17 protein-coding genes and 3 pseudogenes are annotated in these 20,731 nt (G+C 62.1%); 12 read left to right on the top strand and 8 right to left on the bottom strand.

Going from position 1 to position 20,731, the window contains the following annotated elements; translation table 11 throughout:
* Positions 1-118: 118 nt before the first annotated feature.
* The 9 genes from cyoA to MAFF_RS28015 all read left to right on the top strand — a co-directional run bounded on the left by cyoA (position 119) and on the right by MAFF_RS28015 (position 9,296).
* Positions 119-1,300: a ubiquinol oxidase subunit II gene (cyoA, locus tag MAFF_RS27975; RefSeq protein WP_010914369.1), complete on the top strand. Its 1,182-nt coding sequence runs from the start codon at positions 119-121 to the stop codon at positions 1,298-1,300.
* A 10-nt stretch (positions 1,301-1,310) separates the two neighbouring features.
* Positions 1,311-3,308 carry a cytochrome o ubiquinol oxidase subunit I gene (gene cyoB, locus MAFF_RS27980; protein WP_010914370.1) on the top strand — a complete coding sequence of 666 codons (1,998 nt, stop codon included), beginning with the start codon at positions 1,311-1,313 and terminating at the stop codon, positions 3,306-3,308.
* A gap of 9 nt (positions 3,309-3,317) precedes the next feature.
* A complete protein-coding gene (gene cyoC, locus MAFF_RS27985; protein WP_010914371.1) occupies positions 3,318-3,944 on the top strand; it encodes a cytochrome o ubiquinol oxidase subunit III in 627 nt (208 codons plus the stop codon).
* Entirely contained in the window at positions 3,941-4,318 is a 378-nt protein-coding gene (gene cyoD / locus MAFF_RS27990) for a cytochrome o ubiquinol oxidase subunit IV (RefSeq protein WP_010914372.1), read from the top strand. The genes cyoC and cyoD overlap by 4 nt, the downstream gene beginning before the upstream one ends.
* Positions 4,315-5,130, top strand: coding sequence for an SURF1 family protein (locus tag MAFF_RS27995; protein WP_080511957.1), 816 nt, complete (start codon positions 4,315-4,317; stop codon positions 5,128-5,130). The genes cyoD and MAFF_RS27995 overlap by 4 nt, the downstream gene beginning before the upstream one ends.
* Entirely contained in the window at positions 5,127-6,479 is a 1,353-nt protein-coding gene (locus tag MAFF_RS28000) for an ATP-binding protein (protein ID WP_010914374.1), read from the top strand. Before MAFF_RS27995 ends, MAFF_RS28000 begins: the two co-directional genes overlap by 4 nt.
* Positions 6,469-7,005, top strand: coding sequence for a response regulator transcription factor (locus tag MAFF_RS28005; RefSeq protein WP_044551461.1), 537 nt, complete (start codon positions 6,469-6,471; stop codon positions 7,003-7,005). Before MAFF_RS28000 ends, MAFF_RS28005 begins: the two co-directional genes overlap by 11 nt.
* 317 nt (positions 7,006-7,322) lie before the next feature.
* Positions 7,323-7,931, top strand: coding sequence for a cysteine hydrolase family protein (locus MAFF_RS28010; RefSeq protein ID WP_044549436.1), 609 nt, complete (start codon positions 7,323-7,325; stop codon positions 7,929-7,931).
* A gap of 102 nt (positions 7,932-8,033) precedes the next feature.
* A complete protein-coding gene (locus tag MAFF_RS28015) occupies positions 8,034-9,296 on the top strand; it encodes a DUF763 domain-containing protein (RefSeq protein ID WP_044549438.1) in 1,263 nt (420 codons plus the stop codon).
* A gap of 35 nt (positions 9,297-9,331) precedes the next feature.
* Here the strand turns inward: MAFF_RS28015 and MAFF_RS28020 are convergent.
* The 3 genes and pseudogenes from MAFF_RS28020 to MAFF_RS41345 form a co-directional block, all read right to left on the bottom strand.
* Positions 9,332-9,637 (bottom strand): annotated as a pseudogene (locus MAFF_RS28020) (PPC domain-containing DNA-binding protein); the annotation flags it as partial.
* 99 nt (positions 9,638-9,736) lie between these two features.
* On the bottom strand, positions 9,737-10,702 hold the full coding sequence (locus MAFF_RS28025) for an SDR family oxidoreductase (protein ID WP_010914379.1): 966 nt from the start codon (positions 10,700-10,702) through the stop codon (positions 9,737-9,739).
* A gap of 79 nt (positions 10,703-10,781) precedes the next feature.
* Positions 10,782-11,111, bottom strand: a complete 330-nt coding sequence (locus tag MAFF_RS41345) for a KTSC domain-containing protein (RefSeq protein ID WP_010914380.1) — start codon at positions 11,109-11,111, stop codon at positions 10,782-10,784.
* Positions 11,112-11,120: 9 nt separating this feature from the next.
* Here MAFF_RS41345 and MAFF_RS28035 point away from each other — a divergent pair.
* Positions 11,121-11,736 (top strand): annotated as a pseudogene (locus tag MAFF_RS28035) (alpha-ketoglutarate-dependent dioxygenase AlkB).
* A 23-nt stretch (positions 11,737-11,759) separates the two neighbouring features.
* On the opposite strand, the gene MAFF_RS28040 reads toward MAFF_RS28035, so the two are convergent.
* Together MAFF_RS28040 and MAFF_RS28045 are read right to left on the bottom strand one after the other, a co-directional pair.
* Entirely contained in the window at positions 11,760-12,545 is a 786-nt protein-coding gene (locus tag MAFF_RS28040; RefSeq protein WP_010914383.1) for an SDR family NAD(P)-dependent oxidoreductase, read from the bottom strand.
* The gene (locus MAFF_RS28045; RefSeq protein ID WP_044549440.1) at positions 12,538-13,302 is read right to left on the bottom strand and encodes a FadR/GntR family transcriptional regulator; all 765 of its coding nucleotides are present in this window, start codon (positions 13,300-13,302) and stop codon (positions 12,538-12,540) included. Before MAFF_RS28045 ends, MAFF_RS28040 begins: the two co-directional genes overlap by 8 nt.
* A gap of 155 nt (positions 13,303-13,457) precedes the next feature.
* Here MAFF_RS28045 and uxuA point away from each other — a divergent pair, with 155 nt between their 5' ends.
* On the top strand, positions 13,458-14,642 hold the full coding sequence (gene uxuA / locus MAFF_RS28050; RefSeq protein ID WP_010914385.1) for a mannonate dehydratase: 1,185 nt from the start codon (positions 13,458-13,460) through the stop codon (positions 14,640-14,642).
* 158 nt (positions 14,643-14,800) lie between these two features.
* Here the strand turns inward: uxuA and MAFF_RS28055 are convergent, their stop codons facing one another.
* The 3 genes and pseudogenes from MAFF_RS28055 to MAFF_RS28065 all read right to left on the bottom strand — a co-directional run bounded on the left by MAFF_RS28055 (position 14,801) and on the right by MAFF_RS28065 (position 17,705).
* Positions 14,801-15,661, bottom strand: a complete 861-nt coding sequence (locus tag MAFF_RS28055; RefSeq protein ID WP_010914386.1) for a sigma-70 family RNA polymerase sigma factor — start codon at positions 15,659-15,661, stop codon at positions 14,801-14,803.
* 165 nt (positions 15,662-15,826) lie between these two features.
* Positions 15,827-16,420: pseudogene (locus tag MAFF_RS28060) on the bottom strand (crotonase/enoyl-CoA hydratase family protein); the annotation flags it as partial.
* A 463-nt stretch (positions 16,421-16,883) separates the two neighbouring features.
* On the bottom strand, positions 16,884-17,705 hold the full coding sequence (locus MAFF_RS28065; RefSeq protein WP_010914388.1) for an alpha/beta fold hydrolase: 822 nt from the start codon (positions 17,703-17,705) through the stop codon (positions 16,884-16,886).
* Positions 17,706-17,881: 176 nt separating this feature from the next.
* On the opposite strand from MAFF_RS28065, the gene MAFF_RS28070 reads away from it, so the two are divergent.
* Entirely contained in the window at positions 17,882-20,593 is a 2,712-nt protein-coding gene (locus tag MAFF_RS28070; protein WP_010914389.1) for an ATP-binding protein, read from the top strand.
* Positions 20,594-20,731 lie beyond the last annotated feature (138 nt).

Raw genomic sequence — 20,731 nt, forward strand, 5'->3', positions numbered from 1 at the left:
GCCGACTGGGCATTGGACAAATTGTCCAATGTTGCCGCAGCGCCGCGAGCAGTAGCCCTTGGATCGATACCGCACTGCAACATGAACAGTTGCGGCGGTCCTTCGAGGGCAGCGTTTGATGAAACGATTTGGAGCCTTGCTTCTGTTCCCCCTGGCCGGGTTGTTGAGCGGCTGCGATCTGGTCGTGCTCGCGCCCGCCGGCGATGTCGCGGCCCAGCAGCGCGACCTGCTCGTGGTCTCGACCTTGCTGATGCTGGTCATCATCGTGCCGGTCATGGCGCTGACGGTCTTCTTCGCTTGGCGCTATCGGCAATCCAACACCGCGGCGACCTATGCGCCGGACTGGGATCATTCGACGAAGCTGGAGCTGGTGATCTGGGCGGCGCCCCTGCTCATCATCATCTGCCTTGGCGCGCTGACCTGGCTCGGCACGCATTTGCTCGACCCATACCGCCGGATCGACCGCATCGAGCCCGGCCAGCCGGTCACTGAAGCGCACAAGCCGCTCCGGGTCGAGGTCGTGGCGCTCGACTGGAAATGGCTCTTCATCTATCCCGACTATGGCATCGCCTCCGTCAACGAGCTGGCGGCGCCGGTCAACCAGCCGATCGACTTCCGCATCACCTCGTCGGCGGTGATGAATTCCTTCTACATTCCAGCCCTGGCCGGGCAGATCTATGCCATGCCGGCGATGGAGACCAAGCTGCACGCCGTCATCAACCTGCCGGGCACCTATAGCGGCTTCTCGGCCAATTACAGCGGCGCCGGTTTTTCGGGGATGCGCTTTGCCTTCCACGGCCTGTCCGACCAGGCTTTCGACCAGTGGGTGGCGCAGGCCAGGACCGCGCCGGGGGCGCTCAGCCGAGAAAACTATCTCGAACTTGAAAAGCCGAGCGAGAACGAGCCGGTCCGCCACTTCGCCTCCGTCGATCCCGACCTTTTTGGCGCCATCCTCAATCTGTGCGTCGAGCGCGGCAAGATGTGCATGAACGAGATGATGTCGATCGACGCCAAGGGCGGCCTCGGTCTTGCGGGTGTGCGCAACACGCTGCCGCTGCAATACGACAAGCTCGCCCGGCGCGGCGCGGTGTTCGGCAATGATCCGTCCTATGTCGCCAGCATTTGCACGGCGGAGGAAGCGGCTGCCGCAGCGCGCGCGGCCAGCGATGCCACGTCAAAGGATTGGCCGGCCAGAAATCTTTCCCCGCTGCGCGGGGCGGGGCTGCTGAGGCCCGGGACCGAGAGCCGTCGCGCCGCGGCGGATACGCCGTCGCTCGGCCTGCTGCGGCGCGAATTGTGAGAGACAGCCGATGCCCGATACGCTGACCAAATTCATTTTCGGCCGTCTTACCTGGGACTCGCTGCCGCTGCACGAGCCGATCGTGGTGGCAACCTTCGTCGCGGTGGCGCTCGGCGGCATCGCGCTTCTCGGCGTCGTCACCTATTTCAAGCTCTGGACCTACCTGTGGCGCGAGTGGTTCACCAGCGTCGACCACAAGAAGATCGGCATCATGTACATGGTGCTCGGCCTGGTCATGCTGCTGCGCGGCTTCTCCGATGCCATCATGATGCGCCTGCAGCAGGCCATGGCGTTCAACGGTTCCGAGGGCTACCTCAATTCGCATCACTACGACCAGATCTTCACCGCGCACGGCGTGATCATGATCTTCTTCGTGGCGATGCCTTTCGTCACCGGGCTGATGAATTTCGTCGTGCCGCTGCAGATCGGCGCGCGCGATGTCTCCTTCCCGTTCCTCAACAATTTCAGCTTCTGGATGACGGTCGGCGGCGCCATCCTGGTCATGGCGTCGCTGTTCGTCGGCGAATTCGCCCGCACCGGCTGGCTCGCCTATCCGCCACTCTCCGGCATCGGCTACAGTCCGGATGTCGGCGTCGATTATTACATCTGGGCGCTGCAGGTGGCGGGCGTCGGCACCACACTGTCGGGCATCAACCTGATCTGCACGATCATCAAGATGCGCGCGCCCGGCATGACCATGATGCGCATGCCTGTCTTCACCTGGACGTCGCTCTGCACCAACGTGCTGATCGTGGCGTCCTTCCCGGTGCTGACGGCGGTGCTCTCGCTCTTGGCGCTCGACCGCTATGTCGGCACCAATTTCTTCACCAACGACTTCGGCGGCAACCCGATGATGTACGTGAACCTCATCTGGATATGGGGTCACCCGGAAGTCTACATCCTCATCCTGCCGCTTTTCGGCGTCTTTTCCGAGGTCACTTCCACCTTCTCCGGCAAGCGCCTGTTCGGCTACACCTCGATGGTCTATGCCACGGTGGTCATCACCATCCTGTCGTACCTGGTCTGGCTGCACCACTTCTTCACCATGGGCTCCGGCGCCAGCGTCAATTCCTTCTTCGGCATCACCACGATGATCATCTCGATCCCGACCGGAGCGAAGATCTTCAACTGGCTGTTCACCATGTATCGCGGCCGCATCCGCTTCGAACTCCCGATGATGTGGACGATGGCCTTCATGCTCACCTTCGTCGTCGGCGGCATGACCGGCGTGCTGCTCGCCGTGCCGCCGGCGGACTTCGTGCTGCACAACAGCCTGTTCCTGATCGCGCACTTCCACAACGTCATCATCGGCGGCGTGCTGTTCGGCCTGTTTGCCGGCATCGCCTACTGGTGGCCCAAGGCCTTCGGCTTCAAGCTCGATCCGTTCTGGGGCAAGGTGTCGTTCTGGTGCTGGGTGGTCGGCTTCTGGTTCGCCTTCATGCCGCTCTACATACTCGGCCTGATGGGCGTGACGCGCCGCATGCGTGTCTTCGACGATCCCTCGCTGCAGATATGGTTCGTCATCGCCGCCTTCGGCGCGGTGCTGATCGCCTTCGGCATCGCCGCCTTCCTGATCCAGATCTTCGTCTCCATTCGCAAGCGCGAGGCTCTGACCGATCCGACCGGCGATCCTTGGGACGGCCGCACGCTCGAATGGTCGACCTCTTCGCCGCCGCCGGCCTATAATTTCGCCTTCACGCCGGTCGTACGCGACAACGACGCCTGGTGGGACATGAAGAAGGCCGGCTACACCAGGCCGCTCTCAGGTTTCAAGCCGATCCATATGCCCAGCAATACCGGCACCGGCGTCATCCTGGCCGCCTTCAGCGTGGCGCTCGGCTTCGGCCTGATCTGGTACATCTGGTGGCTGGCGGCGTTGAGCTTCGTCTGCCTGATCGCCACCGCGATCGGCCACACTTTCAACTATCACCGCGACTTCCACATTCCGGCTGCCGAGGTCACACAAACGGAGGTGGCGAGGACGACGCTCCTTGCCGCCCAGGGCTAGGGTTTAAGCATGGATTCGATAGCGACCACGGCCGGCACCGAACCGGTCTTCCACCTGGAAGAAGAGCATGTGCATGCCGAAGGCAGCAGCACCATGCTCGGCTTCTGGCTCTACCTGATGAGCGACTGCCTGATCTTCGCCATGCTCTTCGCGGCCTATGGCGTGCTTGGCGCCAACTACGCTGCGGGACCCGCGCCGAAGGACCTGTTCGATCTCGATCTGGTGGCGGTCAACACCACCATGCTGCTCCTCTCCTCGATCACCTATGGCTTTGCCATGCTGACCATGGACAAGGGCCGCGTCGCGGCGACGCAAGCCTGGCTTGCCGTGACCGGCTTGTTCGGCCTGGCCTTCCTGTCGATCGAGCTCTACGAATTCGCGCACATGATCCACGAAGGCGCGACACCACAGCGCAGCGCCTTCCTGTCGTCCTTCTTCACGCTGGTCGGCACGCACGGCCTGCACGTCACCTTCGGCATCGTCTGGCTGGTGACGCTGATGACGCAGGTCGCCCGGTTCGGCCTCATCGAGGCCAATCGCCGCCGGGTGATGTGCCTCTCGATGTTCTGGCATTTCCTCGACGTCGTCTGGATCGGCGTCTTCACCTTCGTCTACCTGATGGGGATGTTGCGATGAGCGCTCCTGATCACGCCGAAGGCCATGGCCACGCCCATGGCGGCGCCGCGCATGGATCGTTCAAGGGCTATCTGATCGGCTTCGTCCTGTCGGTGATCCTGACCGCCATCCCGTTCTGGCTTGTCATGAGCGGTGCCATCGACAACAAGCAGGCCACGGCCATCGTCATCATGGCCTTCGCGGTGGTGCAGATCGTCGTCCACATGGTCTTCTTCCTGCATATGAAGACCGCCTCGGAAGGCGGATGGTCGATGCTGGCGCTGATCTTCACGCTGATCCTGGTCGTGATCGTGCTGACTGGCTCGCTCTGGGTGATGTACCACCTCAATGCCAACATGATGCCGGGGCTTCACGATATGCGCGAGATGCCATGAGCCCGGCGCCGGGCGCGGGGAGAACCACTGCCGAAGCACGGATCGGGCAGGCGGACATCAGCTTGCCCGCCGTGCCAGGAAAGGGCGCCGGCAGATCGGCCGCGTCTCGGCTTTTTCTCCTGCTGCTCGGGCTTCTCGGCTTGCTGGTGTTTATTGGGCTTGGCGTCTGGCAGCTGGAAAGGCGGGTCTGGAAGCTCGACCTGATCGCCCGCGTCGACCAGCGCATCCACGCTCCGGTTGCCGATGCGCCTGGCCCGGCGAGCTGGGCCAGCGTGACCGCGGCCGGCGACGAGTATAGCCATGTGCGATTGGCCGGACGGTTTCTGGACGGCAAGAACACGCTCGTGCAGGCGGTGACGGAGCTTGGCGGCGGCTATTGGGTGCTGACGCCGATGCGGACCGAGGGTGGCTTCATCGTGCTGGTCAACCGCGGCTTCATCCCCCAGGGGCGCAAGGCCGAGTTCGAACAAGAGAGCGGCGGCCTTGGTTCGTCGACCGTCATCGGCGGCCTGTTGCGCATGAGCGAGCCGGGCGGCGGCTTCCTGCGCAGCAACGATGCGGCCGGCAATCGCTGGTATTCGCGCGACGTCGCCGCCATCGCAGCCGCTCGCGGCCTGACGAACGACGTCGCCCCTTATTTCGTCGATGCGGAAGCATCCGGCGGCTGGCCGCGCGGCGGCCTGACGGTCGTGACTTTCCGCAACAGCCACCTCGTCTATGCTTTGACCTGGTTCACGCTCGCTGCGATGCTCGCTGCGGCCCTGGCCGCGCCGATGATCGGCGCCCGCTGGCGGCGAGGACCGGCACGATGAGCGCCCCGACGCAAACGCTTCGCAACGACAAATCATTCGCGGCCGCATCGCTTGCGGGCAAGAACGGCGCGGCCCCCGATCCCGACGCGGCGAACAGGAAGAACCTGCTCCTGCTTATCCAGCTGCGCTGGCTGGCGGTGGCGGGTCAGGTGCTCACCATCCTGGTGACGCAATACTGGTTCGACATCCCGCTGCCGCTGGGGGAGATGGCCGGGGTGGTGGTTTTCCTGGTCGGGCTGAACATCTTCAGCCTGCTCGCTTTGCGCGGCCAGCGGCCGATCAGCAACGCGCAGCTGTTCGTCGCGCTCATCTTCGACATGGCGGCACTGACGACGCAGCTTTACCTCAGCGGCGGTGCCTCGAACCCGTTCGTGTCGCTTTATCTCTTGCAGATCACCCTTGGCGCCGCGCTTTTGACACCCTGGTCCACCTGGAGCCTGGTGGCCGCCGCTTCCGCGTGCTTCGTCTTCCTCACCTTCCAGTTCCAGCCGATCGCGATTCCGCATCACGGCGGCAGCGACCTGTTGGCCCTGCATATCAGGGGCATGTTCATCTGCTTCGTGCTGGCGGCCGGCCTGATCGTCATCTTCATGACGCGCATCAACCGTAATCTTCGTGAGCGCGACGCCTATCTCGCCGATCTGCGCCAGCACTCGGCCGAGGAGGACCACATCGTGCGCATGGGCTTGCTCGCCTCCGGAGCCGCGCATGAACTGGGCACGCCGCTGTCGACCATCTCCGTCATCCTCTCCGACTGGCGCCAGATCCGCAGCGTCACCCGCAACCGCGAATTGGCCGGGGACGTCGCCGAAATGCAGGCGCAGATCGAACGCTGCAAAAGCATCGTCTCGGGCATCCTGATGTCGTCGGGGCAGGCACGGGGCGAGGGCACGATCCGCACCAGCATCCGCCATTTCCTCGGCGATCTGGTCCAGGAATGGCGGGTCAGCCGCCAGCCGCTCAATCTGGAGTACAAGAACGATTTCGAACCTGACGAGCAGATCGTCTCCGACACGGCGCTGAAGCAGGTCATCTTCAATGTGTTCGACAATGCTCTGGAGGCATCGCAGGATTGGGTCGGCGTCGCCGCCGGGCGGCAGGGCGAGAAACTGGTGATTTCGGTGCGTGACCGCGGGCCGGGCTTTGACGAGGGTATTCTGGCCGCGCTCGGCCAGCCCTATATGTCGAGCAAGGGACGACCCGGCGGCGGCCTTGGCCTTTTCCTCGTCGTCAACGTGGTCCGAAAGCTGGGAGGCGACTTTTCGGCGCGCAACATGGAGCAGGGGGCCTGTGTTACGCTTTCGCTGCCGCTCGCGGCGCTGACTGATGGAGATGATCATGAGGCCTGATCGATCCCTGTTTATCGTCGAGGACGACGCCACTTTCGCGAAGACGCTGAAGCGCTCCTTCGAAAAGCGCGACTACGACGTCGTGGTCTGCCACGGCAGGGAAGATCTGCTCGGCGCCCTCGAAACGGCGGTTCCGGCCTACGCCGTCGTCGATCTCAAGCTTGGCGCCCGCGGCTCCGGGCTGGAATGCGTCAAGCTGCTCAGCGCCCGCGACACGTCGATGAGGATCGTCGTGCTGACCGGCTTTGCCAGCATCGCCACGGCGGTCGAGGCGATCAAGCTTGGCGCATGTCATTACCTGGCCAAGCCCGCCAACACCGATGACATCGAAGCCGCCTTCGGCCGGGCCGAGGGCGATGTTTCGGTCTCGCTGAGCAGCCGTCCCACCTCGATCAAGAACCTCGAATGGGAGCGTATCCACGAGACGCTCGTCGAGACCGGCTTCAACATCTCCGAAACGGCGCGCCGGCTCGGCCTGCATCGGCGCACTTTGGCTCGCAAGCTCGAGAAACGCGTGGTGAGGTAGGCTCAACCGTCGTTCTTCAGTGTCGTGGTGCGGCAGGTCTATTCCGCAGCAAACCCAGATAAGCCGCTGGCTTGATCCATAATTGTAGTGGGGCTGTAACGAGGCCGGATCGTCGAACGTGCCGACATGCATCGCTACCTTGGTTGGGCGATGCATAGTAGGTCGGGCTGAGCGGCGATCCACAGGCTGAACGCGTCGACCAATCGCGTTGGTTGCCGCCGGTCCACCAGGAACGAGTCCTGGCTTATGGCGTTCCCGTGTCCTGGGCAGCAATGGGAGAAGTCCATGAGAAGACACCACCAGCCGGATATTCTTTGATGTCGGTGCCGGGCTTGGCATATGGGCCGTTGGGTCACGGCTGCATGCATGTCTGCGTGGATATGCAGCGGCTGTTCGCGGAACCGTCGCCGTGGGCGACGCCCTGGATCACGCGTGTCCTCCCTCAGATTAAGAGGCTCGTTGAAAGACGGGCAGAACAGACGGTCTTCACGCGCTTCCTTCCCGCGCAGAGGGCGGGGCAGGGTGTCGGGGCATGGAAGCGCTACTATGAGCGCTGGTCTTCGATGGCGATCGACAATATCGGCCCGGAAATGGTCGAGCTGTTGCCGTCATTGGCTGCTTGCTGTCCGCCGGCGGCGGTCATCGACAAGCATATTTATTCGCCCTGGTTTGAAGGCCGTCTGCGAGCCTTTCTGATGGAACACGAGATCGATACGCTGGTCATCACCGGCGGTGAAACCGACGTGTGCGTACTGGCCACGGTGCTCGGCGCCATCGATTTCGGCTACCGTGTCGTTCTCGTCACGGACGCGCTGTGCAGTTCTTCCGATGCAACGCATGACGCCCTGCTCACTGTCTATCACCAACGTTTCGCGCAGCAGGTCGAGACGGTCGAGATGGAGACGGTTCTTTCGAACTGGACTTGAATGTCACCAGGCGTCGAGGAGGCAGAAGCATCAGGTGCTTCTTCGCGCGGGCTGGGATACCTATCTGTCGAGATAAGACAGAGATCGGAACAGGCAACGGAATTGGCGCAACGATCGGGCAGTGCTGATCTTCCACTTCACGGCGGACGCGTGCCGAAGTGGCTCGGCGACCGCATGACGCGCCTTGGCGCCGTGATGTGCGAGGCGATCATCCATCATTATGGTCGCAACGAGCTGCTGCGGCGTCTGGCGCATCCCTTCTGGTTCCAGTCTTTCGGTGCCGTTATGGGCATGGACTGGCACTCGTCCGGCATCACGACCAGCGTCGTCGGCGCCTTGAAACGCGGTCTGACGCCGCTGTCGGGCGAACTCGGCATTCATGTCTGCGGGGGCCGTGGCGCCCACTCGCGCAAAACCCCGCATGAGTTGGCCGCCATCGGCGAGCGCATCGGCTTCGACGGAACCCGCCTGGCAAGCGTCAGCCGGCTTGTCGCCAAGGTGGACAGTGCCGCCGTCCAGGATGGGTTCGACCTCTATCTGCACGGCTTCATCGTCACCGATGACGGCGACTGGGTGGTGGTGCAGCAAGGCATGAATGGCGACAGCAAGGTGGCGCGTCGCTACCATTGGCTGTCCGAAGGTTTGAAGAGTTTCGTCGATCAGCCGCACGCCGCCATCGAGGGCGCCAACCAGGGCGAGATCGTCAACCTGACCGACCATCGTGCCGAGGCCTCGCGCCAGGGACAGCTGGACCTGCTCCAGGATCTCGGCCCGGACCGCATCCTGCGCGAATTCGCTGCCCTGGATGCCGGCACAGCGGCGGCTCCCGAACAGCCGATGCTGCCGCATCTGATCATGCCGGCTCACCATGATGTGCGCGAAAGCGATATCGTCATGCGCCGCCTGCATGGAAACATGGCCGCCGCCGCCGAACGCGGCCCGGCGGATTTCTCTGAACTTCTTCTGGTTCCTGGCGTGGGCGCGCGCACGGTGCGCGCGCTGGCGCTGGTCGCCGAAGTGGTGCATGGCGCGCCGTGCCGGTTTTCGGATCCGGGCCGGTTTTCAATCGCCCATGGCGGCAAGGACAGGCACCCGTTCCCCGTTCCGCTCAAGGTCTATGATGAGACGATCGGCGTGCTGAAGTCGGCTGTGCAGAAAGCCAGGCTTGGCCGCGAGGAGGAAATCGGCGCGTTGAAGCGGCTCGACGATCAGTCGCGGCAGGTCGAACGATATGTCACCGGCCCCAGCCTGAAGGAAATCGTTGCCGGCGAATTCGACCAGTCGCACCTGCTTGGCGGCCGCAGTGTCTTTGGCTGGGAGCCGCCGCCGGACAAGGCACCGACGAAGTTGGACAAGAAGGCATGACAGGGGCAGGCTGAACTCCGCAGTCGGGCTCGAAATCAACCGTCCAGATCGATCAACGCAACGCCCAATTCCGGACGCCTGGTACGGCGCAGATGGCCGGGCGCCTCCACCAGAGTCACTTCCAGCGTCGGTCGCACCATGGCCTGAAGCAGGTGTCCACCCCGGGTCGTGCCGTCGCTCAATCCCAACACCGTATGAACGTGGAGGCTGGGCTTGCCGTCATCGCCCAGCGCCACATCGCCGATGGCGCTCAGAACTTCGCATTGTTCGTCGATCGGGATTTTGCGGTAGGTCTTCGCATTGGGGTCGAACCAGCCCACGATCGCTCTTTCAAAGGCGCCCGCTCCAGCGCGGCAAGAGTCTTCTTCGAGACGATCCCGTCATGCGCAAGCGTGCCGTCGTAGTCCGTCGCCAATGCGATGAAATACATTGCACGGACCTCAGTAGCCGCCGACCACGGGCAATATCTCGCCGGTGATGTAGCTCGAGCAATGCGGCGAGGCGAGAAACACATAGGCCGGTGCGAGTTCTTCCGGCTGCGCCGGCCGCTTCATCGGTGTATCCGCGCCGAACTTCGAAACGTCACCGGCTTCCTTGTCCGAAGGGTTGAGCGGGGTCCATACCGGACCCGGTGCAACCGCGTTCACCCGGATGCCCTTGCCGAGAAGATTGCCGGAGAGGGCGCGGGTGAAGGCATGGATGCCTCCCTTGGTCATGGAGTAGTCGACCAGCGCCTTCGACCCGTCTATGCCGGTGACCGAACCTGTGTTGATGATGGCCGAGCCCGGCTTCATATGCGGCACGGCTTCCTGTGCCATATGGAAATAGCCGTAGAGGTTGGTCTTCAGCGTCGTGTCGAAATGCTCTTCGGTCAGTTCGGCGAACTCGCTTGAATGAATCTGGAATGCCGCATTGTTGACCAGCACGTCGATGCGGCCGAATGCCTTGACCGTTTGCGCCACCGCGTTGCGGCATTGGTCGCGTTCGCTGACGTCTGCCTTCACCAGGATACAGCGCCGTCCTTCCGCTTCGACGGCGGATTTTGTCGCCTTGGCATCCCTGTCCTCGGCCAGATAGACAATCGCAATGTCAGCTCCCTCGCGGGCGAACAGAACCGCCACCGAACGGCCGATGCCGGAATCGCCGCCGGTGATGAGAGCGACTTTGTCTTCGAGTTTTTTCGATCCGAGATAGAAGGGCGCATCGTAGAGCGGCGCCGGGTCGATCGCCCATTCATCCCCCGGCTTGGGATGATGTTGCTCGGGAAAGGGTGGCTCCGGATATTTTCGGGCGCCGGCCTGCATGGCGTGCTGGCCCTTGCCGTTGCCTTTCGATTTGTCCCTGGCATCGATGCCACGCTGGATGCGACGGTGCTTGGCGGCTTCGCTGGTTGTCTTGCTCTGCATGGCTGTCTCCTCGGCTTCGAGGAAGAACAACGCGCGTCGGACGAAAAGGTTTGCGCAAAAGACGATCTTGCCGCCAGCGTCATGCCACGCGACGGTAGCTGTAGTGATCCCTGATGAATTCATTGAAGAAGCGGCCTTTCGAGGCAGCCTTTCTGAAAGCGGCATAGGTTGCCGGGGCAACGTCCGCATAGTCGTAGCGATGGCCGCTCGGCACGAACCAGACGGAGAGGATTCTGGTCGCGGGATCGTATTGTGTGCTCCGGATCGCGGTCGACGGCATGTTGGCAACCTGACTGCTCAGCCAGATAAATCCGCCAGAAATGGTCCGGTTCCCTGCCTTTTGCCACAGCACTATCTGTCGCGCACGCAAGAGCGACCCGATATTGCTCTGCGGCTCGGCCCTCACCATCTAGGCGGGATGTCGTCACTCAAATCGAAAGCCACCGGCCGCACTCCGGCATTCCAGCATGATCTCTTTGGTACCGCGCAGGATCTGCCCGAAGGTTTTGCCTACCAGCCGGGATTGATCACGCCGCAGGAAGAGACAGAGCTTGCCCGGCATCTCGAGGGACTGCCGTTCCAGGCGTTCGATTTCCATGGCCATCTGGCAAACCGGCGTGTCGTCGGGTTTGGCCTGCGCTACGATTATGACCGGCGCGAAGTCGTCGAGGCGCTGCCGATCCCCGACTTCCTGCTGCCTGTGCGCGAGAGGGGTCGCGGCCCTTGCGCGCCGGCCCGTCGAGGCTTTCGCGCAGGTGCTGATCAATGAATACCGGCCTGGCGCCGGTATCGGCTGGCATCGCGACAAGCCGCATTTCGAGGATGTCGCCGGCATCTCGCTGCTGGCGCCCTGCAGCTTCCGGCTTCGGCGAAAGAGCGGTGACCGGTGGGAGCGCCGGACCATCGTCGTCGAGCCAAGATCGGCCTATCTCATGACGGGACCTTCGCGCACGGAGTGGGAGCACAGCATCCCGCCGCTTGCCGAGCATCGCTACTCGATCACCTTGCGGACATTGCGCTCCCAAAACCCCTGAGGGTCAAGCCGATCGCCGCGGCTCTACCTCACGCCGATGCCGGCGGTCAGGCCGCCGTCGATCTTGTAGTCGGCGCCGGTGCAGAAGCTGGCTTTTGACGAGCACAGGAAAGCGATGAACTCAGCCACTTCCTCCGGCTCGCCGATGCGGCCAAGCGGATGGGCCGCGCCGAAGCGCTTGTAAGCTTCCTCGACATCGGCGTCGCTGCCGTGGTCGCCGCGCGCGGCCTTCTCGAGGATCGGCGTGCGGATCGAGCCCGGGCTCACCGAATTCACCCTTATGCCTGCTGCCGCGTAGTCGAGCGCCAGCGAGCGTGTCAGCGTATGGATGGCGCCCTTGGTCGTGGCATAGGCGGCGACGTTCTGCTGGCAGGCGAAGCCTTGTACCGAGGCGACGTTGACGATGGCGCCGCCGCCGCGCTTGATCATTTCCGGAATGCCGAAGTGGGCGGTCAGGTAGATCGATCCGACATTGACCGACATCGCCCGGTTCCAGGTTTCCCAATCGGTCGTCGTCGCGGTTCCGTAGGGATGGACCGCGGCGGAATTGACGATGACGTCGATGCCGCCGAATTTCGCGACGCCGGCCACGACCGCGTCGCGCACCTGATCGGAAATCGACACGTCGACTGTTTGCACCAGCGCATCCGCTCCGGCCTTGGCGAGGCTCTCCTGCATGGCGGCATTGGCTGCCCGGTCGATGCCGCAGGCGATGATCGCGGCACCTCCTTGCGCCAGCCGTCTTGCGGTGGCGAGCGCGATGCCGGTCGTGCCTGTGATCAACGCGACCTTATTTTCAAAGTCAGACATTGTGCAAATCCTTGGAAGAAGTCGGGCCCGGCACTGCCGGCAAGGTCCGTGCGTTTTCGAGGTCGTCGGGAAGGAAGCGCAGCCCGAAATCGAGATGCCGGCTCATCAAATAGCTGTAGGCAATGCGGTCGCGCGCGCGAAGCGCGGCGATGATCTCGCCATGGGCGTGGCGTGTTTCGCTCAACACCGGCCGAATCGATTTGCCGACTGTCATGATGTGCAGGATGACCGGCGACAGGAACTGGTAGGTCTGCACCAGCATGCGGTTGTCGGCGAGCTTCATCAGCGCCATGTGGAAATCGAAATCGCGCTGTGCGGCTTCCTGGACATCCTTGCTGGTCTCGATCAGTCCGTTGACCTCGTCCAGGGCGTCGAGTTCGGCGGCGCTGGCATTGAGAATGATGTGGTCGCCGACGCTCACTTCAATGATGCGGCGAAACCCCTGTATGTCGTGAAAGGAGGTTCTCGAAATATCCATCTGGGCGGCGAAGAAGTTCTGGATCGCGATATCATGGCGATCGGCCAGCACCGCGCCGACGCGCGGCTTGGGGTCGATCAGACCATAGGTGCGAATGGTGCGCAGCGCTTCGCGTATCGTGTTGCGGCTGGCGCCGAACAGTTCGCCAAGCTCGCGTTCGGTGGGCAGGACGTCGCCGAGGGACATGGCGCGATTTCGAATGAGGTCGAGGATTTGCCGCACGGTCTGGTCGACGGCTGAACTGCTGACTCCCGCATCTTCCGCCACGTCTTGCTCCAAGGGCTGTCTCCTTTCTATTTGTTGGACCAAGGATAGTGTCGATCGAATAGGAAATCAATTGGTGGGTCGTAAAAGGCCAGAATGCAGCCGATCTTAGCTTATTGACAGGCTCTTGGTCCAACAATATGGTCGCCGCCTAACATTGAGGAGGCTTCATGGAACAGTGCTGGCGCTGGTATGGTCCGGATGATCCGGTGACACTCGATCATGTCAGGCAGGCCGGCGCCACCGGCGTTGTTTCGGCGCTTCACCACATCTATGATGGCAGGGCCTGGCCTGAGGCCGATGTGCTCGAGCGCAAACGGATCATCGAGGCCGCCGGCCTGACATGGTCGGTAGTCGAGAGCATCCCGGTCCACAATTCCTTCAAGATCGGCGCGCCGGAACGCGAGCGCTACGCCGGCTACTATCGCGACAGCATCCGCACGCTTGCCACGGCCGGCATCAAAACAATCTGCTACAATTTCATGCCGGTGGTGGACTGGACGCGCACCGACCTCATGTATCGCCTGCCGACGACCGGCTATGCCTTGCGTTTCGACGCCGTCGATTTTGCCGCCTATGATCTTTTCGTGCTGCAGCGCAAGGATGGCGCGGCCAGCTATACGCCGGCGCGGATCGCCGAAGCCGAGAAGCGGCTGAAGGCGTTGACGTCGGAGCAGGTCGATCAGATCGAGCGCAACCTCATCGCCGGCCTGCCGGCAACCGAGCGCAAATATGACCGCGACAGTTTCCGCGAGGCGTTGGCGGAGTATGACGGAATCGGGCCGAAGGAGCTGCGCGACAACCTCGCCTGGTTCCTGCGCGAGATCATTCCGGTCGCAGAAGAGGAGGGGGTGCGCATGTGCATCCATCCCGACGATCCGCCCTTTTCGCTCTATGGCCTGCCCCGCGTCGTTTCGACCGCGCAGGATGCGCGCTTCATCCTCAACGCCGTCGACAGCCCGGCCAATGGGCTGACCTTCTGCACCGGCTCCTACGGCACGCGCGCCGACAACGACATCGTCGCCATGGTCAAGGAATTCGCCGACCGCATCCATTTCGTCCACCTGCGCAACATCACCATCGAGGAGGACGGCTCGTTCTATGAAGCCGAGCATCTCGAGGGCGGCACCGACATGGCGCATGTCATCCTGGCTCTGATGCAGGAGGAGGCACGCCGCCGCAAGGAGGGCCGCGCCGACTGGCGCATTCCGATGCGGCCGGACCATGGCCATCTGCTCGCCGATGACATCGGCAAGAAGAAGATCAATCCCGGCTACTCGTTGATCGGCCGGCTGAAAGGCCTCGCCGAACTGCGTGGCATCATGCGCGCCGTGGAGAAGTTCGGGCTGGCCTGATTAAATCTGTTGCCCAAGGTGTGTTGAGATTCAGGTCAGGCCGAGCCGAAAATGGTTGCTTTCGAGAACCGGAGCGGAGCGGACATTCGGGTCCGTGAGCACCGGAAGCGCAGAAAGCCGCCGTTTGCAGGCCGGCATCACCTGAATATCAACATACCTCAATGCAGGTGCCTGAGCTTGTCGGGGTTTCGCACGACATAGATCGCCGCGATCTTCCCATCCTCGATGTCGAGTGCGGTGGTCTGGAACTCGCCATCGGCTTCCAGGGAGACGAAACCCGGCAATCCGTTGATGAAACCGATGCGGACCAGCTTCGAGCCATGCGTGCGCAGCCAGGCCGCGACCTGTTCATACTGTCTCATCACGGCATCGAAGCCCAGGGCCGGCAGCGTGGCCGCCGGACGCTTGCCGCCACCGTCGGCATGCGCGATGACATCGGTCGCCAGCATGGCGCCTAGCGCCTTCATGTCGCCGCTGCGCGAGGCCGTGAAGAAAGCCTCGGCAAGCGCCAGGCCGCGTTGCCTTTCCACCGTGAAGCGGGGCCGCGCCTCGCGGACATGGCCGCGTGCCCGGGCCGCGAGCTGGCGGCAGGCCGCCGGGTCGCGCTCGATGGCGGCCGCGACCTCGTCGAACCCGAGCCCGAACACGTCGTGCAGCATGAAGGCCGCCCGCTCGAGCGGAGACAGGCGCTCGAGCACCAGCATCAGCGGCAAGGTCACATCCTCCACCTCGTCCTCTTCCACAACGGGATCGGGAAGCCAGGGGCCGACATAGGTCTCGCGTTTGTGCCGCGCGGATTTGAGCTGGTCGAGACACAGCCGTGTCACCGTGCGGCGCAGGAACGCCTCGGGCTCGCGAACAGCACTGCGGTCGGCCTTCATCCAGCGGATGAAGGCCTCCTGCACGGCATCCTCGGCGTCCGCCACCGAACCCAGCATGCGGTAGGCGACGCGCATGAGCTTCGGCCGCAGCGGGGCGAAGCCCGCTGCGGCATCGTCCGGCGCTGAGCTTGTCAACATGGCTGACCCGCCGGATTTCGGATCGAGCCGCTACAGCCCCGGAACTCGGTCAAGACCGCCGTCCGACCGAGGTGAAGCCAGAGGGACACAGTCCACTTCACAGTCTGGACGCTGCCGGTTCAGCGCCAGTCCTGTTCTTTTGGCGATAACATCGGCGCAGCCTCATCAACTGTTAGGTCGTACCCTGGCCGCCGATTTGTCGGCAAAGGCCGCAAGACGGGCGCGGGCGTCAGGCTGGGTGTTCACCACGCCCGCCACCACCGCCTCGGCATAGGCTGCATCCAGCGCCGACATGTTCTGCATATGGCTGACGGCTGAGCAGATGGCAAAGTTCGAAAGGGGCAAGTTCTGAGCCGCCTTGCGAGCCAGTTCCATCGCCCTTTCAAGGCTGGAGCTTTCGGTGATGTATTGCGCAAGTCCCAGATTGACTGCCTCCTGCCCCTGATAGACACGGCCTGTCAGCATCATGTCGATCACGCGCGACTTGCCGACGAGGTCGGCGACGCGGATCGTCGCACCGCCGCCCGTGAATAGTCCGCGTTGACCCTCGGGCAGCGCAAAATACGTCGTCTGGTCCATCACCCGGATATGGGCAGCACTTGCAAGCTCCAGACCGCCGCCGACGACGGCGCCCTTCAGTGCGGCGATGACGGGGACGCCGCCGTACTCCATCTTGTTGAATGCCTCATGCCAACGCATGCAAAGATGCATGAACTCGGCCGGGCTGCGGTCAGCCTGATGATGCTCGACCATTGGAAGTTGCCTACGCCACAGACTATGGGAGATAGTGACTTGGCGCGATCTGAATCCCATGGCTTTCATGCGCGTCTCAATTGCCTCCGCAGCCTTCTGGCGGGGGAGGATGAGCCAGGTGTTCAAGAGCCGACTTCTTGCTTCCGGCCTCAATCAAGCTGACAGTTGGGCGCACCGGGAACGACGGCTTCGGAAAGCCCTCCCTCACTTCGGAACAACAGAGAGAGGTCGTACGTGAACGGCAGCTTACCTCAAATCCTGAGCTGACGGTCCGGTAACGGCCCTTAATGGCCCTTCCGCGCCTCGATTATCGCTCGCCTTTTAATTAGCCACAATGTTAGCACGGCTGATCCGCCGGGCTGCTGATTACGAGGTCAGTTTCGGTACTGCTAGGGTCGGATTCGCCCTTAGGGACATGCGGCGTCCAGGGTGATGACGGACGCCGCAATTCTCCCTCGCAGCGCGGATGCTAGCTCCGGAAAAAGGCCAGCAGATCGGCGTTGATAGTGTCCGCATGCGTCGTCGGCATTCCGTGCGGAAGGCCGGGATAGGATTTCAACGAGCCATGTTTGAGGAGCTTCCAGGACACCGCACCGGTCGTCGGGAACGGGCAAATCTGATCGTCTTCGCCATGCATGACCAGGACGGGGCATTCAATGACGGCAAGATCATCGTAGAACTCTGTCTCGGATAGCACACGAACGCACTCCCAATGGGCAATGGCGGCGCCCATCATACCTTGCCGCCACCAGTTCTGGCGGATGCCTTCAGAGACCACCGCCCCAGGGCGGTTGAAGCCGTAAAAAGGAATGGTGATATCCTGGTAAAACTGCGAGCGGTGATAGGCGGTGCCATCACGAATGCTGTCGACTACCGCCTTTGGCACGCCGTTGGGGTTGCGATCCGACTGCATGAAAGTGGGTGGAATGGCGCTGATCAAGACCGCTTTGGAGACCTTGCCCTTGCCGTATCTTGCGACATAGCGTGCCACCTCACCGCCACCGGTGGAGTGACCGATATGGATAGCGTCCTTCAGGCCGAGCGCCTGCACGACCGCTTCGGCATCCGCAGCATAGGTATCCATGTCGTGACCGTCCGCCGTCTGTGTTGAGCGGCCATGGCCACGGCGATCATGGGCAATTACCCGGAAGCCCTGAGCCAGGAAGAACATCATCTGCGAGTCCCAGTCGTCCGCCGACAGAGGCCAGCCATGGTGGAAGAACAGGGCTTGGCCTTTGCCCCAGTCCTTGTAAAAGATTTCGGTTCCGTCCTTGGTGGTAACGAAAGACATGATGATCTCCTTTGGGTTCGATCTGGTTGGGCAATCATCTGCCCGGGATGACGCTAGGCGGTTCCCAGTTCCGGCGACACTTAAACGCCGCTAAAGCGCGCTAAATCGCGCTTTGCCACGGGTTGGGCCGCAATCCGTGCTAAACCCTGGGAGTGTTGAAGGGAGCGCAGGCTGAAATGGACGGCCAGATATTTCGCTTCGGCCCTTTTGAGATGCACCGCGAGCAGCGCCGCCTCTATCGGGACGGCAAGCTGTTGCAGTTGGGTAGCCGCGCCTTTGACATTCTCCAAATCCTGGTCATGAGAGCTGGCGAGGTTGTCAGACACGAAGAGTTGATCGCGATGGTATGGCCCGACACCTTCGTCGCCGAGAATAATCTGCGCGTGAATATGACGGCCTTGCGAAGGGCGCTTGGGCCCGAGGGCTCGCTAACCAATGGCCTGATCGCCAACGTGCCAGGTCGCGGCTACAGCTTCACAGCTCCAGTAGCGCATCAGACGGTTGAACATGCGCCAGACCGCCACGACAACAGCGAGGGATTGCGGACCCTGCCAAGGCCACTAGGCGCAGTATTCGGGCGCGACACTGCGCTGGCCACGCTTGCCGGACAGGTGCCCAGCAGGCGGCTCGTTACGATAACTGGAGCCGGTGGCATAGGTAAGACCACATTGGTCTTGGCCGCTTCTCATCATCTGAGGAACGCATACCCAGACGGCGTCATTTTGGTCGATCTAGCCCCGATCAGTGATCCACAGTTGGTGGCGAGCGCAGTTGCGACCGCCCTTGGTCAGGCATTCCGCAACGAGAGCGTGGTATCCGAGCTCACCGCCGTTATTGCTGACCGCCGTATTCTGATAATTCTGGATAGCTGTGAGCACGTTGTCGATCCTGCGGCACTTCTGTCCGAGCAACTCCTACAATCAACTTCGCGGCTGGGAATCATAGCCACGAGCCGGGAAGCGTTGCGCGCAGAGGGCGAGTGGGTCTTGCCGCTCTCACCGCTTGAACTCCCGGAAGACGACGCCAATGTTTCTGCTAAGTCGGCTCTTTCGTTCTCCGCAATCCAACTCTTTGTGAACCGGGCCTCAGCTGTCGGCGGCAGCTTCGTTTTTGACGATGCGAACGCGCCCTACATCGCCAACATATGCCGGCAGCTCGATGGCATCCCTCTAGCGCTCGAACTGGCGGCGAGCCGTGTTCAAACCCTTGGACCGAAAGTACTGGCCGCCTCACTCAACGACCGCTTTCACGTTCTGACCCGAGGCCGGCGCACCGCAGTGCCGCGTCATCAAACGCTGCGTGCCACGCTCGACTGGAGCTATCGGCTTTTAACCGCGTCGGAGCAGCATGTGCTATGCCGCCTCTCAACGCTGGTTGGCCGTTTCACTTCGAAGGCTGCGACGACGGTTGCAGCCGATAGTGCCATTTCTGATTTTGAAATCGAAGAGGCCTTGGCTAATTTGGTTGCCAAGTCCTTGATTTCAGTCGACGCCAGCTATGATCACACGATCTTCCGGCTCGCAGATACAACGCGGGCCTACGCCGTTGAAAAGCTGGCGGAATCTGGAGAGCTTCGAAGGGTACAAAGAGCGCATGCGCGCTTCTTCCTGGAAGCTTTCGGAGAGGCTGAAGGGGACTTTGAGAACCTTCCTGCCATCGATTGGCTAAGGCTCTATGGTTGGCAGATTGACGATTTGCGGGCGGCTCTTGATTGGGCGTTCGCACCCGGTGGAGACGATGCGTTGGGCGTCGAGCTTACCGCCATCGCAATCCCGCTCTGGCACCAATTGTCCTTGCTGGACGAATGCCTCGGTCGCGTCGCGCAGGCGTTGAGCGCTCACTCGAAGGAAAGTCGTGACAAGCGTCGTATGCAGTTGCAAGCGGCACTGGGCTGGCCGCAGATGGTTGCTGTTTCAGATTTCCCGAGCGGCGCGGACGCTTGGAAGGAGACGCTAGCGTTGGCGGAAACCCTCGGGGACATTGACTATCAGCTTCGATCGCTTTGGGCACTTTGGGTCGATCGCACCAATAGCGCACAGCCCCGTGAAGCGATGGTCTTTGCTGACCGGTTCCGGAAACTTACCGAATCTTCAAGAGGACGGAGTGACGACGCGGTCGCCGACCGCATGCAGGGCGCTACCTTTCACCTCTTGGGCCAGCAACCTCAGGCGCAGGCGTTGCTGGAGAAAATGCTGGCCAGTTATGACGAGCAATCGCACAGAAGGCACATCATTCGCTTCCAGTATGATCAGCGACTTTTGGCCGAGCTCGCTCTGTCCCGTGTCCTCTGGCTACGGGGGGAATCGGAAGAATCTCTTTTCCTTGTCGAGAAACTCATAGACCGAGCCAAGGTACTCAATCACGGCCCGACCTATGCGAATATTCTGGCCGAGGCAGCTTGCCCGATAGCCCTCATGGCAAACGATTTTTCGCTAGCTCAGAGGTTCATAGCATTGTTGCGTACCGAAACCCGGGCACGGTCAATGGATGTTTGGCGGACCTATGCCGACGCTTTCGAAGGCGAATTGCTCATCCGGCGCGGTGAGCCAAAGCTCGGCCTCGCCATGATGTATCCAGCATTGACCAAGCTCCGCGCCACAGGCTTTGTCCTTTACGATATGGCGTTCCGGGGGGTCGTCGCGGCCGGGCTAATGGCCGTTGGCGACAACGTCGAGGCCGCTACAGAGCTAGATCTAGCCGTGGCCCAGTGCGCCAAAACTGGCGAAGCATGGTGTTTGCCGGAACTCCAACGTATTCGGGCGGAGCTCCACGCTGCTGTCAAGGAACAGCAGGCTGCAAAGAACCTTCTTCGGTCGGCCTCGGCATTGGCCTCTGCGCAAGGATCCGAGTTTTGGCTGGCTAGGATTGAAGCATCGCCAGCGTGGTAATTCCCGACAATTCAATCAATCACGGGCGCGAAGGGAAGCGTATACCGCTGATCGCCAGCGCAAACCACGCGCGTACCTAGGACGATCGTCGTCCGTCGAAAGCGACAGCACTGGGCAAACGATGAACAGCGGCAAGTG

The sequence above is a fragment of the Mesorhizobium japonicum MAFF 303099 genome, assembly GCF_000009625.1.
Taxonomy (GTDB): Bacteria; Pseudomonadota; Alphaproteobacteria; order Rhizobiales; family Rhizobiaceae; genus Mesorhizobium; species Mesorhizobium japonicum.

Coding starts and splice junctions, on each gene's coding strand:
- MAFF_RS28070 (WP_010914389.1), top strand. CDS start 17,882: ATGGACGGCCAGATATTTCGCTTCGGCCCTTTTGAGATGCACCGCGAG.
- uxuA (WP_010914385.1), top strand. CDS start 13,458: ATGGAACAGTGCTGGCGCTGGTATGGTCCGGATGATCCGGTGACACTC.
- cyoC (WP_010914371.1), top strand. CDS start 3,318: ATGGATTCGATAGCGACCACGGCCGGCACCGAACCGGTCTTCCACCTG.
- MAFF_RS27995 (WP_080511957.1), top strand. CDS start 4,315: ATGAGCCCGGCGCCGGGCGCGGGGAGAACCACTGCCGAAGCACGGATC.
- MAFF_RS28055 (WP_010914386.1), bottom strand. CDS start 15,661: ATGTTGACAAGCTCAGCGCCGGACGATGCCGCAGCGGGCTTCGCCCCG.
- MAFF_RS28010 (WP_044549436.1), top strand. CDS start 7,323: ATGTCGGTGCCGGGCTTGGCATATGGGCCGTTGGGTCACGGCTGCATG.
- cyoA (WP_010914369.1), top strand. CDS start 119: ATGAAACGATTTGGAGCCTTGCTTCTGTTCCCCCTGGCCGGGTTGTTG.
- cyoD (WP_010914372.1), top strand. CDS start 3,941: ATGAGCGCTCCTGATCACGCCGAAGGCCATGGCCACGCCCATGGCGGC.
- cyoB (WP_010914370.1), top strand. CDS start 1,311: ATGCCCGATACGCTGACCAAATTCATTTTCGGCCGTCTTACCTGGGAC.
- MAFF_RS28000 (WP_010914374.1), top strand. CDS start 5,127: ATGAGCGCCCCGACGCAAACGCTTCGCAACGACAAATCATTCGCGGCC.
- MAFF_RS28040 (WP_010914383.1), bottom strand. CDS start 12,545: ATGTCTGACTTTGAAAATAAGGTCGCGTTGATCACAGGCACGACCGGC.
- MAFF_RS28005 (WP_044551461.1), top strand. CDS start 6,469: ATGAGGCCTGATCGATCCCTGTTTATCGTCGAGGACGACGCCACTTTC.
- MAFF_RS28065 (WP_010914388.1), bottom strand. CDS start 17,705: ATGTCTTTCGTTACCACCAAGGACGGAACCGAAATCTTTTACAAGGAC.
- MAFF_RS28025 (WP_010914379.1), bottom strand. CDS start 10,702: ATGCAGAGCAAGACAACCAGCGAAGCCGCCAAGCACCGTCGCATCCAG.
- MAFF_RS41345 (WP_010914380.1), bottom strand. CDS start 11,111: ATGGTGAGGGCCGAGCCGCAGAGCAATATCGGGTCGCTCTTGCGTGCG.